Origin of the sequence: Erythrobacter ramosus, assembly GCF_009828055.1 — a bacterium.
Classification (GTDB): domain Bacteria; phylum Pseudomonadota; class Alphaproteobacteria; order Sphingomonadales; family Sphingomonadaceae; genus Erythrobacter; species Erythrobacter ramosus.
In genome coordinates, this window is record NZ_WTYB01000005.1 from 15900 (window position 1) to 32510 (window position 16611).

Genomic DNA, 16611 nt, shown 5'->3' on the forward strand with positions numbered 1-16611 from the left:
CAGAGCCTCACACCAACCATTCGGGCACGCGTTCAGCATCCATGATCGCGCCTGCTTCGATCCGGTCGGCGACCACAGCGAACTTGTCGCCATCGACCAGCACTTCGGCCACAAACCCGCGCGAATTGTAAGACGAGGCCATGGTCGCGCCGTAAGCCCCCGCAGTGCGGAACACGGCGAGGTCGCCTGCTTCCAACCTGTCGCAGTCCCGGCCCATCGCGAAGGTGTCCCCCGTCTCGCAGATCGGGCCGACGATATTGGCGGTCATCTGCGCGCCCGTGGGCTCGACCGCTTCGAAGTGGTGATAGGCGCCGTAGAGCGCCGGGCGCGCCAGATCGTTCATCGCCGCATCGACGATCACGAAGGGATCATTGATCCCGCGCTTCACCCGCACCACGCGGGTCAGCAGCACGCCAGCATTGCCTGCGATCACGCGGCCGGGTTCAAAGATCAGCTTCACGCCCCAACCCTGCGTCACCCGCGCCACCATCGCGCCATATTCGGATGGCGGAGGGAGCACTTCGCCCACCCGGTACGGCACGCCGAGCCCGCCGCCCAGATCGACATGGGTGATGACATGGCCCGCCCCGCGCAGCGCCTGCACCAGCGCGCCGAGCTTTTCGAACGCGGTCTCCAGCGGTGCGAGATCAGCGAGCTGGCTGCCGATATGCACCGCCACGCCCCGCAGTTTCACGCCCGGCAAGCCTGCCAGCGCGCCGAAAATCTGACCCGCCTCGCTGATCGGCACGCCGAACTTGTTGTCAGCCTTGCCGGTCGAAATCTTGTCATGCGTGCCTGCATCGACATCGGGATTGATCCGCAGCGTGCACTGTGCGGTCATGCCCTTGGCAGCGGCAATCGCGGCGAGTTCGATGCCCTCTTCCTCGCTCTCGATATTGAACTGGCCGATCCCGGCGTCGAGCGCCGCGACCATCTCGGCGGCGGTCTTGCCGACGCCCGAGAACACGATCATTTCCGGCGCGATCCCCGCCGCCAGCGCGCGGCGCATTTCACCGACGGAGACCACATCCGCGCCCATGCCCTGCTTGCCCAGCACCTTGAGCACGGCAAGGTTCGGGTTCGATTTCACCGCAAAGGCGATCAGCTTGTCCGGCACATCCGCCAGCGCCTCACGGAACACCCGCGCATGGCGTTCCAGCGTGGCGCGCGAATAGACATAGACCGGCGTGCCGACCGTCTCGGCGATCAGCGGCAGCGGCACATCTTCGGCGTGCATCACGCCGTCACGATAGGCAAAATGGTCCATGGTCTTCGCTTCTATTCAGGCGGCAGATCGAAGGGATCGTCCTCGCGCTCCTCCGAGCGGCGGCGCAATTCGACCGAGCGTTCGGGCGCGGCGAGGGCATCGCGGCGGAGCAGTTCCTGCGCGGTCGGCTTGTCGGGCGCGCCATAGGGCGCATCGGGCAGGGTCGCGCCTTCGGGCGGGGTCAGCGGCGAGACGGTGCCACAGGCCGACAGCAAGCCCGCAAGGCCCCATATGGCAAACTTGCGCATCATTCCTCCATACCCAGCGCAGCGCGCGCACGGGCGACCTGCAAACGGACCTGATCGGGCGCAGTTCCGCCATAAGACGCGCGCGCCGCGACCGAGGCATCGACCGAAAGCGCAGCATAGACGCTTTCGTCGATCCGCGCATCAATCGCCTTGAGGTCATCGAGCGGCAGGGCGTCGAGCGCAATGCCGCGCTGTTCGGCCAGTTTCACCGCCGCCCCGGTGATGTGATGCGCCTCCCGGAACGGAATGCCGCGCGCCCGCACTAGCCAGTCGGCCAGATCGGTCGCGGTGGCATAGCCGAGTTCGGCCGCGGCGCGCATCCGGGCGGTGTTGAAGGTGGCGCCCGCGATCATCCCGGTCATCGCCGCGATGCTCAGTGCCATAAGGCTGGCAGCCTCGAACACCGGCGGCTTGTCGTCCTGCATGTCCTTGGAATAGGCCAGCGGCAGGCCCTTCATGGTGATCATCAGGCTGGTCAGGCTGCCGATCACCCGGCCCGAATGCCCGCGCACCAGTTCGGCGGCATCGGGGTTCTTCTTCTGCGGCATGATCGACGAGCCGGTTGAGAGGCTGTCGGGCAGGCGGATGAAGCCGAAGGGCTGGCTCGCCCACAGGATCAGTTCTTCGGCCAGCCGCGAAAGGTGCAGGGCAGTGGACGAGCAGCACCACAGGAAATCGAGCGCGAAATCGCGGTCGGACACGGCGTCGAGAGAGTTTGCCGTTGGCCGGTCGAAGCCGAGCGCGTTTGCCGTTGCCTCTCGGTCGATCGGAAAGCCGGTTCCTGCCAGCGCTGCGCTGCCGAGCGGGCATTCGTTCATCCGCACCCGCGCGTCGGCCAGCCGCGCCCGGTCACGCCGGAACATCTCGTAATAGGCCATCAGGTGGTGGCCCAGCGTCACCGGCTGCGCGGTCTGCAAATGGGTGAAGCCGGGCATGATGCTGCCCGCGTGCTCCCCCGCGCGGGTGACGAGCGCGCGCTGGAGCGCCGCCAGCCCCTTGTCCATCTGCGCAGCGGCATCGCGCACCCACAGGCGGAAGTCGGTCGCCACCTGATCATTGCGGCTGCGCGCGGTGTGGAGCCGTCCGGCAACCGGCCCGATCAACTCGGCCAGCCGCGCTTCGGTGGTCATATGGATGTCTTCGCGGTCCCAATCCTCGGGCACGCCATTGGCTTCATACTCGGCGGCGACCGCATCGAGGCCATTGGCGATCACCAGCGCATCGTCGGCAGCGATAATGCCCGCTGCGCCCAGCATCGCCACATGCGCTTTGCTGGCAGCGATATCCTGCCGCCACAGCGCCTTGTCGAACGGGATCGAGGCATTGATTTCACGCATGATCGCGCTAGGGCCGTCCGCGAAGCGTCCTCCCCACATGGCGTTGGTCGCACCCGTATCGGAGCCTGTCATGTCCCGCTCGTCGCTCATTCTGGCACTACCGCTCCTGCTGCTGGCGGGATGCGATAGGGCTGCCGAGGCCCCGGCGCAACCGGTTGCGCAGGGCGAAGCGGCCAAGTCTCCGACAGGTCTGATGACGCGCCAGTTTGCCGGAACGCCCATTCCGGCGATTGCGGTCGTCGATCCGGCGGGCAAGAGCCTTGATCTGGGCGCGCAGGACGGGCCAGTGCTGCTCAACCTGTGGGCGACCTGGTGCGCGCCCTGCGTCAAGGAAATGCCGCAGCTCGACGCGCTGGCCGCAGAGCTGGATGGCGAAGTGCGCGTGATCACCGTCAGCCAAGACCTGCGCGGGGCCGAGGTGGTGACGCCGTTCTTTGCGCGGACGGGGCTGACGCGGCTCGAACCGTGGCTCGATCCCGAAACCGCGCTGTCGGCGCAGTTCACCCCCGAAGGCGCGCTGCCGCTGACGATCCTGTTCGACGCCAGCGGCAAGGAAGTGCTGCGGGTGGCGGGCGGTTACGAGTGGGACAGCCCCGAGGCGGCGGCGCTGATTCGCGAGAGCTTAGCCGCGAAGTAGGTCAGGCGCTCAACCGCTGCGCTATGGCTTGACCCATGCGCAGGGGATCGCCGGGCTTTAGGCCGTCGAGCCATTCCACCCGTCCGGGCTCGAACAACAGCACCACGGTTGAGCCCAAGTAGAAGCGCCCCATCTCGTCCCCGGCGGCGAAGCTGTGGGCTTTGCTGGTGAAGTCCTCGTGCACGGGGGCTGAGGCATGGGTGTGAAAGGTGTTCGGCCACACCGTGTCGATCCCGGCGACGATCATCGCGCCGACCATGACGCTGGCGAAATGCCCGTCCGGCCCGTCAAACCGGCACGAAAGCCGCTCATTCCGCGCGAACAGGCGGTCCACCCCGGCGGCGGTGGCGACATTGACCGAGTAGAGGTCGCCCGGAATATAGCTGGTCGCCTGCAAGGTCCCTGCGGCCGGCATGTGGACGCGGTGGTAATCCTTGGGGCTGAGGTAAATGGTCATGAACCGCCCGCCCTCGAACCGCGCGGCCTCTGCGGCGGAGCAGCCGAGGATTTCCGCGACCGAGTAATCGCGCCCCTTCGCCTGAATGATCCGCCCGTCGCTGATCGGGCCAAGCTGGCTGACAGCGCCATCGGCAGGTGAGAGGATAAATGTCGCGCTATCCGCCAGCGGCCGTGCGCCGGGCTTCAACTCCCGCGTGAAGAAGTCATTGAAGCTCGCAAACTCCCCGATCCCGCGCGCCGCTTCGCTGAGGTCGACGCCGTAGGCCGCAACAAAGCGGCGGATCAGCCGGTCACGCAGCCACGGCGTCTCGCTCGCGGCAAGGCTCCCGGCGAAGCGGGACAGCGCGTGTTGCGGCAGGATATGCTGGAGCGCGAAGAAGGCAGAGGACATGGCCCCGCGCTACCGGCCTGCGGCGGGCGGCGCAAGCGATGCGGCTAGAGTGTTGCGGTTTGCCCGCCATCGACCTTGATCGCGCAGCCGGTGATGAAGCTGGCGCGCGGGGAGGCGAGGAAGGCGGCCATGTCGCCAAACTCCTCGGGCCGACCTAGCCGCCCGGCCGGGATTGCCGCGATCGAGCGGGCGGTGATCTGTTCGTGGCTCATCCCGCTCCCCGCCGCCATCGCGCCGTGGAGGCTGGTGAGCCGGTCTGTCGCAATCTGGCCGGGAAGCAGCAGGTTGACCGTCACACCCTCCGCCGCGACTTCGGCCGCGAGCGTTTTGCACCACGATGCCAGCATCGCCCTAACCGCGTTGGACAGCACCAAGCCGGGGATCGGGGTGATCAGGCTGGTCGAGGCGACCGCGAGAATCCGTCCGAACCCGCGCGCCCGCATCTCAGGCAGAAACGCCTGAGCGAGCTTCAGCTGGGCATTGAACATCCGGTCCAATACGGCGGCAAAGTCGCCCGGGGTAGTGGTCGCCGCCGCCCCGGTGGGCGGGCCGCCTGCGTTGAGCACGAGGATATCGACCGGCTTGCCCGTATCGCGCACGCGGGCGATGATCTGGGCGGGGGCAGCGGGATCATCGAGATCGGCGACAATGTGAGCAAGCCCGTGCGGCCCATCCGCCGAGCGCGCGACGGTGATGACATCCGCGCCTTCATCGGCCAGCGACACGGCAATGGCGCGCCCCAACCCCTTGCTCGCGCCGAGCACCAGGGCGGTCTTGCCGTCGAGTTGCAGATCCATGGCCGTTCTCCGTAACAGTGATTTGCGCGCAGCTTGGCAGCATTTTCTGCGGTGCGCGCCTGACAGTATGGGCGAGGTGGGGGGTGATGTCAGCCCGCGAAAGCCGTCAAGACAAGCGTTCAAAAGCGTTAGCCACAAAATCCCTCCCAAGGCGCAAACCAACAGGATCAACGCTGTGAGGTATCCCATAGGAAATGTGCGTCGTGACCTCGACACCCAGCCGTTTGAGCTCACTTTCCGCCATATGCAGCGCCGCGATCGGTACGACCGGATCAGCCGTTCCGTGGATCAGCAGCACCGGGGGCTTCGAGAATTCAGAGTGCGCAAGCCCTGTCGTTGCGGTGAGCATCCCCGAATAGCCGACCACAGCAGCGACCGGCCGCGGTCGGCGCAGCCCGATATGGAGCGCCATCATCGTGCCTTGGCTAAAGCCGACCAGCGCCAGGTCCGCCTCGGTTAGTTCATATTCTGCCAGCTTGCGGTCGATGAAGGCGTCGATCGCCGGAGCCGCTGATGCTGCGCCCGCTGCCAGAGCCGATGGCGCAAATCCGGACAGCCCCCACCACTGATAGCCAGTCCCCATCATCCCGCACCGCTGAGGCGCGTGGGGTGCGAGGAACAGTGTATCGGGAAGCGCGTCCTGCCATTGCGGTGCGAGCGCAATCATGTCGGTTCCGCTCGAACCGAAGCCGTGAAGCAGCAGAACGATCTTCCTGGGCCGCGCTCCGGATCGTGGCTTGAGGCTGGCGCCATTGACAATTTTCGACAATGAATTGGTCTCTCTTGGTGAAGAAGGCCGCTTGCTTATGGCCAAAATGCTTGGCCGAACACCTGTGTTTCAGGCGCAGTGGATAGATGGAGATGCCAAGCGGATTTAACGACCCTGCGCATCAGCGATTGGCATTCCGCGCTATCCCTCTCTAATGCTGCGCTATGCTGCGCATTACCGAACTGACCCTGCCGCTCCATCATCCGGACGAGGCCTTACCTGCGGCCATCTGCAAGCGGCTGAGGATTACCCCGCGCGATCTGGTCCGCTTTGTCGTCGCGCGCCGCGGCCATGATGCGCGCGACAAGAACAACATCCAGTTGGTCTATTCGGTCGACGTGAATGTGAAGAACGAGGCGGCGGTGCTCCAGCGCTTTCGCAAGGATCGCAAGGTCCTGCTCACCCCGGACCCGCGTTACCATCTGGTGGCCACAGCACCCGAAGGCGGCACGTCCAAGCGGCCCGTCGTCATCGGCGCCGGGCCATGCGGGCTTTTTGCCGGCTTGATCCTTGCCCAGATGGGGTTCCGCCCGATCATCCTTGACCGGGGGAAAGTGGTTCGCGAGCGGACCAAGGACACTTGGGGGCTGTGGCGGCAGGGGGTTCTCAACCCGGAGTCGAACGCCCAGTTCGGCGAGGGCGGGGCGGGCACTTTTTCTGATGGCAAGCTCTACAGCCGGATCAAGGACCCCAACAATCGCGACCGCAAGGTTCTGACCGAATTCGTGAAAGCCGGAGCGCCGTCCGAGATCCTCACCGAAGCGCATCCTCACATCGGCACCTTCCGGCTGGTGACGATGGTCGAGAGCATGCGCAAAAGCATCGAGGCACTGGGCGGTGAATACCGCTTTTCGAACCGGGTCGATGGCATCGACATCACGACCGATGCCCAAGGGGACCGCCGAGTGCGCGGCGTCCATCTGAGCACAGGGGAGTATCTGGAGGCCGATCATGTCGTGCTCGCCATCGGCCATAGTGCGCGCGACACGTTTGCGATGCTCCATGCCGCCGGGGTCTATGTCGAGGCCAAGCCGTTTTCGATCGGGGTCAGGATCGAACACCCACAATCGTGGATCGACAAATCGCGGTTCGGTATCGACGCTGGCAACAAGATCCTCGGCGCGGCCGAGTATCACATCTCGCACCACTGCAAGAATGATCGGACGGTCTACAGCTTCTGCATGTGCCCGGGCGGCACCGTGGTCGCTGCGACCTCCGAGGAAGGCCGCGTCGCCACCAACGGCATGAGCCAATATTCGCGCAACGAGCGCAACGCGAACTCTGGCCTCGTCGTCGCGATTGATCCGGAGCGCGACTTCCCCGGTGATCCGCTGGCAGGGATCGCGCTGCAACGTCATTGGGAGTCGTTGGCCTATGTGGCTGGCGGGTCGAGCTACAAGGCCCCGGCCCAGAGGCTGGGCGATTTTCTTGCAGGGCGCCCCTCCGAAGCGCTCGGTTCGGTCACGCCATCCTACAAGCCCGGCGTGCATCTGACGGATCTGGCGCAATGCCTGCCCGACTACGCGGTGACCGCGATGCGTGAGGCCCTGCCCATCTTCGGCCGCCAGATCCCAGGTTACGATCACCCCGACGTGCTGATGACCGGCGTCGAAACCCGCACGTCCTCACCGATCCGGTTCACCCGCGGCAAGGACTTCCAGAGCCTGAACACGGCGGGGCTATTTCCTGCTGGCGAGGGGGCAGGCTATGCCGGAGGAATTCTGTCTGCAGCGGTGGATGGAATCAAGATTGCCGAAGCAGTGGCATTAAGCCTCGGCGCTGCCCAAGCACGCAGCAGTCACGAAAGCGCCCCCGCCCCGTAAGAAGCGCTGAAGTCTGGATCAGTCAAACCGGACATCCAACTTTCACCGACGTGTTCTGAACACTGACCGCAAATGGGCCAAAATCTGACAATGTCCCGGAGCGAGAAATTGCTCTGAGGCACCGGCCTGCAATCACATCGAAAGGCGGGCGATCCACTCATCCACGCGGCGTTCAAGGATCGACAAAGGCTGCGAACCCGAAGCAATCAATAGGTCGTGGAAGCCCCTTAGATCGAACTTCGCACCTAGCGCGGCCTCAGCCTTGCGCCGCTGCTCGATGATCTTGATCATGCCGATCTTGTAGCCGGTGGCCTGTCCGGGCAGCGTAATGTAGCGGCGCACCTCCGACCGCGACCTTTGAAGCGGCTGGCGGCCCGTGATGTTCATGTATTCCACCGCTTCATCCTCGGTCCAGCCGAGAGCGTGGATGCCAGTATCGACCACCAGCCGTGCCGCGCGAAACAGTTCGGCATCCAGCCGCATGAAATCGGCAGCAATGTCGGGGAAAGCGCCCATTTCCTTGCACATGGCCTCGGCATAGAGGCCCCAACCCTCGCCGAACGCGACATAGCCGGTGACCGAGCGGAACTTGGGCCCGCCGCTCTGGCGCACCTGAATGTCGCCCTGCATGTTGTGGCCGGGGATTGCCTCGTGACACATCAGCGTGAACATCGCTGCGGGGTCGGGCGTGTTGCCGACAAGATGGACATAGGTGCGCGCCGGGCGCAAACCATCTGGGCTTGGAGCCGAGGCATGGGCTGCACCGCCTGCCACTTCCGAAAAGGCCGGTTCGCGCACCACCTCGATGCCATAGGCGGGCAAGGTGCCGAAATAGGGTTCGAGCAAGGTGCGGGTCTTGGTGACGAAGGCATTGGCTGTGGCGAGATATTCGGCGCGCGCCGCATCGTCATAAGGACGCGGCGGGAAGAGCCGGGCGCGCTCGTTGTAAAAGGCGTGCCGATCTGCAAAGCCCGCGCTCTGCGCTAGCGCATCCTGCTCCGCCTCAATCCGCGCCACTTCCGAACGGCCAATCGCGTGGATCTGTTCGGCGGTCAGGTCGGTGGTGGTGTTGAGCTTCAGCTCGGCGGCGTAATAGTCAGCGCCGCCCGGTAGCGTGATCGCCCCGACCTGGCCGCTGGGTGCATCGGGCAGGCTCGCTTCGGCCCAGGCGATCACGCGCTGGTAAGCTGGTTGCAAGGCCACAATCGCGCTGCGCGCCTCGTCCAGCAGCGTATCGGCATCGCCGCGCGTGAGCTTGCCAGCGTCGACCAAAGCCTCGGCCTTGGCCTTGACGTCCGCCCAAAGCGCTGCGTCCGGGCCGTCCCCGTAAGGCGCGCCGGAAATCAGCTGGCGGCTTCCTGCGATGATGGTTTCGATCTGGAAGCGCGGTACACGAATGCCCGCCGCCTCGCTCGCCTTGGTGCGTTCGATGGCGACATCAAGCACTGCCGGAATGCCGCGCAGCCGGGCGATGTAATTTGTCAGATCGGTTCGTTCTGCGACCGTGTGTGTGTTGACCAGAAAGTCGGGCAATTGACTGTGCGCAGAATACAGCCGCGAATAAAACGGTGGGCGATAAATGCGCCCGGTCTGCGAGAGAGCCGCGCGCTCGGCCTCAAGCACCCAGATGTCGAAATTGACCTGCGCTTCGGGCGACAGCCGGGCGCGGTCAAATGCGCTGCGCATCTTGGCCACGCTGGCTTCGCGCCAAGCGACCTGGGCACTGGCCGCCGCATCACCATTGTCATTCCAGCGATCTCCGCCATCCTGAATCCCCAATCGGGTGGCAAGCTGCGGCTGCAACGTTAGCCACTCGGCAAATTCCGCATCGAGAAACGCGGTCAGGCGGGCATCTTCCTGCGCGAAATCTGCGTCCGGAGCAGCGACAGTGGCGGCACCATCCTGCGCCAATGCGGCCGCGCTCGGCAGCATCAGCGCGGCGATAACAGTGGCAAGGCTGCAAGAAAATGTGCGCTTCATCTGGGTTCCTGTCGCTGGCCGATGATTGATCGAAGGTAATGGCTGCTTGGCGTAGCGGGCATTACCAAGCGGGTGAAGGGGCTTTGGTGCCGAGCATAACAGGTGACGGAGAGCGGGGACCTGGCGGTTTGGCATTCGCCCAAAGTGTACTCAGGCTCGACCAGCGGCATTTTGCTTGGCAAGGTTGGCGCTAGGCTGGGTGCAGCCTGTTATCCGCAGGAGGGGGAACAACATGAAACACCGCTGGATCGCCGCTGCCTTGCTCGCCACAAGCGCGCTCGCTGCACCAATTGCGCAGGCGCAAGAGACCGAAACTAAGCTGCTGCGCGATCCGGCGCTGTCGGACAATGCGCTCGCGTTTGTTTATGCCGGGGATATCTGGATCGCGGCGCCTGATGGCAGCAACCCTGTTCGGCTGACGTCGCACCTCGCCGATGAACGTGATCCGATCATTTCGCCCGATGGTACCAAAATTGCCTACACCGCCAATTACGACGGCAATGCCGATGTGTTTGTGATTGATGTGCGCGGGGGCGAACCGCAACGGCTGACCTGGCATCCGGGCGAAGATACTGCAGTCGACTGGGCACCCGGCGGCAAGACGGTGGCGATGGTCAGCGCGCGTGAGCGGCGCTCGGGCCGGTCGGGCCAGCTCTACCATGTCGGGCTGGATGGCAGCCTGCCGACGAAGGTGTCCGAAGCTGCGGTAGCGGCGGGTAGCTACGACGAAAGCGGGCGCGTCTTTGCCAATGTGCCTTGGACATCGGGCAATGCCGTGCTGACCGGCGGCGGCGTCAATGGTTGGCGCGGCTATCGCGGCGGCCGCACTCCGTCGCTCCAGCTGATCGATTTCGGTGCTGGCACGTCGGCCACCATCCCCGGCGATCGCACCAGCGAATTCGATCCAATCTGGATGGGCGGAAAGCTCTATTTCCTATCCGACCGCTGGAACACCCGCGCCAATATCTTCAGCTACGATCCGGCCAGCGGTGAGACCGTTCAGATCACCCGCGAAAGCGATTGGGACATCCGCAATATCACCGGCAAGAACGGGCGGATCGTCTATGAAGCTGGCGGCGTTCTCCATACGCTCGACGTGGCGAGCGGCACGTCGAGCCGCCTGCCCATCAGGCTCGTCGCCGACCTGCCTGCGCGCCGCGCAGGCTGGCAACCGGTTGGCGATCAAATGACGAGCGCGGCGCTCTCCCCATCAGGCGCACGGGTCGCGGTCACTGCTCGCGGTGAGGTTTTCACCGCCCCAACCGATAAGGGCGCTGTCCGCAACATTTCGCAGAGTGCCGCGACCCGCGACTACTCCGCGATCTGGTCGGACGATGGCACCAGGCTCGCCTATGTCACCGATGACGGGGCCGGACAGGTTCTAATGATCGAGGATCAAAGCGGCATCGAACCAGTGCGCCGCATCCCGCTGGGGGAACATTTTTACGAACTTGTCGGCTGGGGTAACGCGGGCAAGCATATCATCTTTGCCAGCAACAAGTTGACCCTGCATGCGTTGGAAGTGGCGACAGGCAACCATTGGCAGGTCGCCAGCAGCCCGCGTCGCAATGGCAATTTCGGCGCGACCATTTCTCCCACTGGCAACTGGGTAGCTTACACCACCCGCGGGGCGAACGAGAACGCCGCGCTCAACCTATACGACCTCGCCACCCGCCGTAGTCACCCGGTGACTAGCAGCTTTGCCGACATCGGCTCGCCGCAATTTTCCAAGGATGGCAAATTGCTGTTCTTTACGGCGTCGACCAATGCTGGCTCGTTCTATTCCGGGCTCGATATGACGACGCAGGATCGCCCGTACCGAGCGGGAATCTATGCCGCCGTGCTTGAAGCTGACGGAGAATCACCGCTCGCTCCAATCCTCGCGAATGAAGAGGCGGAGAAGCCGGACACCGAAGGCAAGGAAGGCAAGGGCCAGAAGGACACCAAGGCCGACACCGCCAAGGCCAAGGATCCGGCCCCGAAGGTCGATCCCTTCAGGTTGGAACGGCGCATCGTTGCGTTACCCGTAGCCGAAGCGGCCTATGCCAGCCTCGCCACCGCCAAGGATGGCGCATTGTTCTATATCGAGCGTGTTCAGCCTGGCGTCGCCACCGGCCCGGGCAGCGGGCAGGAACGTGCGAGGCTGATGCGGTTCGACTTCGAAGAACGCAAGGCAGAGCAGGTCGGCGACGGCGTCATCGCCGTCACCACCGATGCCAAGGGTGAAAAATTGCTTTTGATGAAGCACGACGACACCCTGCTAACCGCCGATGCGGGCAAGAAATTGGAGCCTGAGCCGGTGAGCCTCGCCGGAGCGAAGCTGTATGTCGATCCGATGGCCGAGTGGAAACAGATCTTCGGCGACGTCTGGCGGATGGAGAAGGAATATTTCTACGATCCGGGCCTGCACGGGCTGGATTGGGCCGGCGTGCGCGCCAAGTTTGAGCCGCTGTTGGCGCATATCGGACGGCGCGAAGACCTCAACGAGCTACTGATCGAAATGACGGGCGAGATGGGTGTCGGCCACAACTATGTTGGCGGCGGTCAGGTGTATGATAACAGCGCAGCCGCGCCGGGACTGCTGGGCGCCGACATTGTCGCGGAAAACGGGCTCTATCGGATCAAGCGCATTTTCAACGGCGAACAGTGGAACCCGTTCGTTGCCGCCCCGCTAGCCGCACCCGGCGTCGATGTGAACCAGGGCGACTATATCGTCGCCATCGACGGCAAGGAACTGACCTCGCGTGACAATATCTACGCCGCGCTGTCTGGCGCGCGTGGCAGCCAGATTGCGTTGACCGTTGCCGCCTCGCCCAATGGGCCGCGCCGCACATCGACGGTTGAGCCTGTCGCCAACGAAGGCACATTGCGCTTGTGGGCCTGGATCGAGGACAATCGCAGGCGGGTCGATCAGGCAACGGGCGGACGCGTTGCCTATGTCTACATGCCTAACACTGCCGACGCCGGGTTCACTCTGTTCAACCGGATGTATTTTGCGCAGACCGACAAGGAAGCGTTGATCCTGGACGAACGTTCGAACGGCGGCGGGCAAGCGGCCAACTACATCATCGACGTTTTGGGCCGGAAATGGCTGGCAGGCTGGAAGGACCGCGAAGGGTTGACCTATTCCACGCCGGGCGGCGGGATCTACGGCCCAAAGGTGATGCTGATCGATCAGGACGCAGGATCGGGTGGGGACTGGATGCCTTATGCCTTCCGCGAGAACGGCCTTGGCACGTTGATAGGCACCCGCACGTGGGGCGGTCTGATCGGTATCAGCGCCAATCCCGGCCTGATAGACGGCGGGCGGCTGGCGGTGCCGAATTTTCGGTTTTACGACACGCAGGGCCGCTTCACGATCGAGAACGAAGGCGTCGCCCCTGATATCATGGTCGAGCTTGATCCGCTCGCGCTCGACCGGGGGCAGGACACCCAGCTTGAGGCAGCGATCGGGAGCGTCTTGCAACAGCTGGAAGGGGCATCCTCCCCCATCAAACCGCCGCCTCCCTATCCGACCGAAATCGGGAAGTGAGCAATCGGGCGCAGGCTGAATTCAACCTGCGCCCGGGCTCTGTTAAAGCAATTGCACGTTATCATTTCTAGGGCACTCGGGCAGCGAATGGCGGCTATTCGGGGTCCGCATCCCATCGGCCGAAATCCCCAAATCGATCCAGAGCTGGACGTTCTTGGTGTGTGAGCCCGGAATGACGCGTCGGGGGCAGCCGCACGCGGGAAGAATTCGTCTCGTCCAAGTCCTCAGCTCTTGAACCTCGAAGCATGAACGGATGGGAGGCTTGACTAGGATAGGCGTTAGCGAGAGACACCTAGCCGAGTATGAGCTTATTCAAATCAGGGTTCACTCTTCTGCCGCGATCAACAGCCAAAGGCTTCACCGATGAAACAGGCATTCCGAGCGGCAGCCGCACTGATCCTTGCAACGACGGCGCTGACGGGCATGGCGATGGCTCAGGACGATCATGACCAATGGTTTGCCGGCGGGGCCGCAGGTGCCACGCAAGGGTCAGCGGATACATTTGTGCAGGGCCCATCCCGCACATCCACCGAGAGCCTTGGCCCATTCCGCAAGCTGGTGATCCGCGGTGCCATGCTGATCGACGGCACAGGAGGGCCGCCGCGCGGGCCGACCGACATCGTGATCGAGGGCAACCGGATCGTTGCGGTCAACCAGGCGGGCTGGCCCGGGCTGCCGATGAATGCGGACCGCGAGCCGCGCGACGCCGAGCATGAGATCGATGCCACGGGCATGTACGTGATGCCCGGCTTCGTGGATACACACGTCCATCTGCCTGCGGCCGACAAGGCACCCGACGTCAGCTACGCCTACAAGCTATGGCTGGCGCACGGCGTGACGAGCGTGCGCGGCGTACCGCTCGCTCCGCCCGATTTTGCAAGTTCGGAAAAGAACCGCGCGGCCGCCAACGTGATCGCGGCCCCGCGGATCTTCAATTATCAGACGCTGGGTGCCGGCTGGACGGGGGGCGCGGTCGACACGCCGGAAAAGGCGCGGCTTTGGGTGCGCTGGGCCGCCGCGCACAACATCGACGGGATCAAGTTCTTCAACCGCCCTTCGGAAACGCCCGCAATCATCGCCGCCGCGATCGACGAGGCGCACAAGAATGGCATGGGCACGATCGCCCATCTTTCGCAGACTGGGGTAGCCAGCTTCAACGCGCGCGACGCTGGCGATGCGCATCTCGACACCGTTACGCATTTCTACGGCCATCACGAGGCACTGCTCAAGGATGCGACGATCCAGGATCTGCCGTCTGACTATAACTACTTCGATGAGCAGCAGCGCTTTGGCGACATTGCCGAGATATGGGACGAGACCTACCCGCCGGGTTCACCTGAATGGACCGAATACCTGCGCCATCAGAAGGCCAACGGCGTTGTCTTCAATCCAACGTTTAACATCTACGCCGCCTCACGCGATCTGATGCGCGCCCGCAACGCCGATTGGAACAACAGGTACACGACCCCGCAGCTGTGGAGCTTCTTCCAATCCACGCGCGATAACCATGGGTCCTACTTCTACGACTGGACGACCGAACATGAATACGCCTGGAAAAAGTTCTATTCCAACTTCTTCCGGCTGATGAACGATTACAAGAACATGGGCGGGCGAGTGACGGTCGGCACCGATTCCGGCTTCATCTTTAAGACCTACGGCTTTGCCTATGTCGAGGAGCTCGAGCTGTTCCGCGAGGCGGGCTTCACCCCGCCGGAGATTCTGCGCGCGGCGACGATGTGGAGCGCGGACGAACTTGCCAGGCCCTCGGGCAAGGCAGCCCAGTTCGGCGTGGTGCGGCCCGGCATGCTCGCGGACCTGGTGATCGTGAAGGAGAACCCGCTCGCCAACCTCAGGACGCTCTACGGCACCGGGCATCTGCGGTTGAACCCGGAGACGAACAAGCAAGAGCTGGTGGGCGGCGTCAGCTACACGATCAAGGATGGCATCGTTTACGACGCCAAGAAGCTGTTGGCGGAAGTGACCGAAATGGTGGCGTCCGAAAAGGCGCGCCTCGGGCTGCCGGGACCAGCGGTCCCCAACCCAGCCACAGTGCAAGAATAGTTACGCCGAGTTCATCTCTGGCCTGCACCTCCGGCTCTATTCTTGGAATGTCGTGCTTTGCCAAAAGCCGCTACTCCTTTCGACGATCGGAAACGGCCAGCTGTGGGTCGACTGCAGCCAGTTGCCCGGAAGGGAACGAAGTGGGACAAAACTGCCATGCGGTGACGCATACCGGAACGACCGACTACGCCGAAACCAGCGGTTCGGGAAGCAGCGAGGCTGGCACTGGCGAAGCCTGCAACTGGTCGGTCAGAGCGGCAGCATTTTCTAATCTTCAGGCCGACAGACATTCTTCAGATGACCATTGTGGTCACTGGAGAATGATCATGGAGATGCCCGAAACCGAAACGACTGCCACCAAGCGCCCGGTCTGGAACGCGGGAAGGAGTGTTGGCGCCAAGCGCGCGCTCAAACCGAAGCAGACATGGGAGATCCGCTTTTTTCTCAACGAACGCCGCCGCTTGCGTGATCGCGCATTGTTCGACCTCGCAATTGATAGCAAATTGCGTGGCTGCGACCTTGTGCGGATGAAGATTGGCGACATCGTCAGCGGCGGGCAGATCCGATCGCGCGCAATCGTGATGCAGCAGAAGACAGCCCGTCCTGTTCAGTTCGAACTTCTGCCGGACGCCAGAGCTAGTCTGTTGGCGTGGCTTAATCGCCGAGGTGGCACGGTGGATGATTATGTCTTTCCAAGCCGGGTCGATCACAACGGTCACCTTAGCACTCGCCAATACGCTCGGCTTGTTGATGAATGGGTGACCGGAGTTGGCTTGGTGCGAAGCGAATATGGCACCCACTCACTTCGGCGAACCAAGGCGTCGATCATCTACAGGGCGACCGGCAACCTCCGTGGCGTCCAAATTCTTCTCGGCCACAGCAAGATCGAGAATACGGTGCGCTACCTCGGGATCGACGTAGAAGATGCGCTTGCCCTCGCCGAGAACACCGAAATTTGAACAACGGGCTCCTCGCTTTACCGGCGGGGAGCCGACACTACTCTGCTCGCGCTATGGATAGCGGCTATTCTAAGCTCCTTTGCCGAAAGCGGAAATTCTCAAACCGTCCCCATGTCGGTCATTTGAACGTCCGACGGATCTGCCTGTAGCCTTGATCGCTTCAGCCGCCATGCTCCGGCCAAATGCAAGATCGGCCGTTCTGGTGTTGGAGGGCAGTTCGGCATCCGGTAAAAGGGAACCGTTGAAATAGATGCTTTCAGGCCCGTTGGTCAGATCCGCTGTCGCGCCAAGCTGGCGCCATTGGCACGTGGCGCCGGTCGCTTTGAATGGTGCTGGCTCGCCGCATTGATG

The 16611-nt window shown here is 63.5% G+C and carries 12 protein-coding genes; 5 read left to right on the forward strand and 7 right to left on the reverse strand.

Features of this window, described 5'->3' with window-relative positions; genetic code table 11:
• Window positions 1-7: 7 nt before the first annotated feature.
• From lysA to argH, 3 genes are read right to left on the reverse strand one after another with little or no spacing between them, the layout of a single operon-like run.
• Entirely contained in the window at window positions 8-1267 is a 1260-nt protein-coding gene (gene lysA, locus GRI59_RS15000; protein ID WP_160762068.1) for a diaminopimelate decarboxylase, read from the reverse strand.
• Between the two features lie 11 nt (window positions 1268-1278).
• Window positions 1279-1515 carry a hypothetical protein gene (locus GRI59_RS15005; protein WP_419866808.1) on the reverse strand — a complete coding sequence of 79 codons (237 nt, stop codon included), beginning with the start codon at window positions 1513-1515 and terminating at the stop codon, window positions 1279-1281.
• Window positions 1515-2891 carry an argininosuccinate lyase gene (gene argH, locus GRI59_RS15010; RefSeq protein WP_160762090.1) on the reverse strand — a complete coding sequence of 459 codons (1377 nt, stop codon included), beginning with the start codon at window positions 2889-2891 and terminating at the stop codon, window positions 1515-1517. The genes GRI59_RS15005 and argH overlap by 1 nt, the downstream gene beginning before the upstream one ends.
• A 154-nt stretch (window positions 2892-3045) precedes the next feature.
• On the opposite strand from argH, the gene GRI59_RS15015 reads away from it, so the two are divergent.
• Complete coding sequence (locus GRI59_RS15015; RefSeq protein WP_237440880.1) at window positions 3046-3489, forward strand: TlpA family protein disulfide reductase; 444 nt, start codon at window positions 3046-3048, stop codon at window positions 3487-3489.
• 1 nt (window position 3490) lies between these two features.
• Here GRI59_RS15015 and asd read toward each other — a convergent pair whose 3' ends face one another.
• The 3 genes from asd to GRI59_RS15030 form a co-directional block, all read right to left on the reverse strand.
• Window positions 3491-4339 carry an archaetidylserine decarboxylase gene (gene asd, locus GRI59_RS15020; RefSeq protein WP_160762070.1) on the reverse strand — a complete coding sequence of 283 codons (849 nt, stop codon included), beginning with the start codon at window positions 4337-4339 and terminating at the stop codon, window positions 3491-3493.
• Between the two features lie 44 nt (window positions 4340-4383).
• Window positions 4384-5136 (reverse strand): SDR family oxidoreductase, encoded by a 753-nt coding sequence (locus tag GRI59_RS15025; RefSeq protein WP_160762071.1) that lies wholly within the window; start codon window positions 5134-5136, stop codon window positions 4384-4386.
• Window positions 5137-5242: 106 nt separating this feature from the next.
• The gene (locus GRI59_RS15030; RefSeq protein WP_202391050.1) at window positions 5243-5950 is read right to left on the reverse strand and encodes an alpha/beta hydrolase; all 708 of its coding nucleotides are present in this window, start codon (window positions 5948-5950) and stop codon (window positions 5243-5245) included.
• 119 nt (window positions 5951-6069) lie between these two features.
• On the opposite strand from GRI59_RS15030, the gene GRI59_RS15035 reads away from it, so the two are divergent.
• Window positions 6070-7728, forward strand: coding sequence for an NAD(P)/FAD-dependent oxidoreductase (locus GRI59_RS15035; protein WP_160762072.1), 1659 nt, complete (start codon window positions 6070-6072; stop codon window positions 7726-7728).
• A 132-nt stretch (window positions 7729-7860) separates the two neighbouring features.
• Here GRI59_RS15035 and GRI59_RS15040 read toward each other — a convergent pair whose 3' ends face one another.
• Window positions 7861-9708 (reverse strand): DUF885 domain-containing protein, encoded by a 1848-nt coding sequence (locus GRI59_RS15040; protein WP_160762073.1) that lies wholly within the window; start codon window positions 9706-9708, stop codon window positions 7861-7863.
• Window positions 9709-9940: 232 nt separating this feature from the next.
• On the opposite strand from GRI59_RS15040, the gene GRI59_RS15045 reads away from it, so the two are divergent.
• The 3 genes from GRI59_RS15045 to GRI59_RS15055 all read left to right on the forward strand — a co-directional run bounded on the left by GRI59_RS15045 (window position 9941) and on the right by GRI59_RS15055 (window position 16260).
• Window positions 9941-13240 (forward strand): S41 family peptidase, encoded by a 3300-nt coding sequence (locus tag GRI59_RS15045; protein WP_160762074.1) that lies wholly within the window; start codon window positions 9941-9943, stop codon window positions 13238-13240.
• Window positions 13241-13603: 363 nt separating this feature from the next.
• On the forward strand, window positions 13604-15301 hold the full coding sequence (locus GRI59_RS15050) for an amidohydrolase family protein (protein WP_160762075.1): 1698 nt from the start codon (window positions 13604-13606) through the stop codon (window positions 15299-15301).
• A gap of 326 nt (window positions 15302-15627) precedes the next feature.
• Window positions 15628-16260, forward strand: a complete 633-nt coding sequence (locus tag GRI59_RS15055) for a tyrosine-type recombinase/integrase (protein WP_160762076.1) — start codon at window positions 15628-15630, stop codon at window positions 16258-16260.
• Window positions 16261-16611 lie beyond the last annotated feature (351 nt).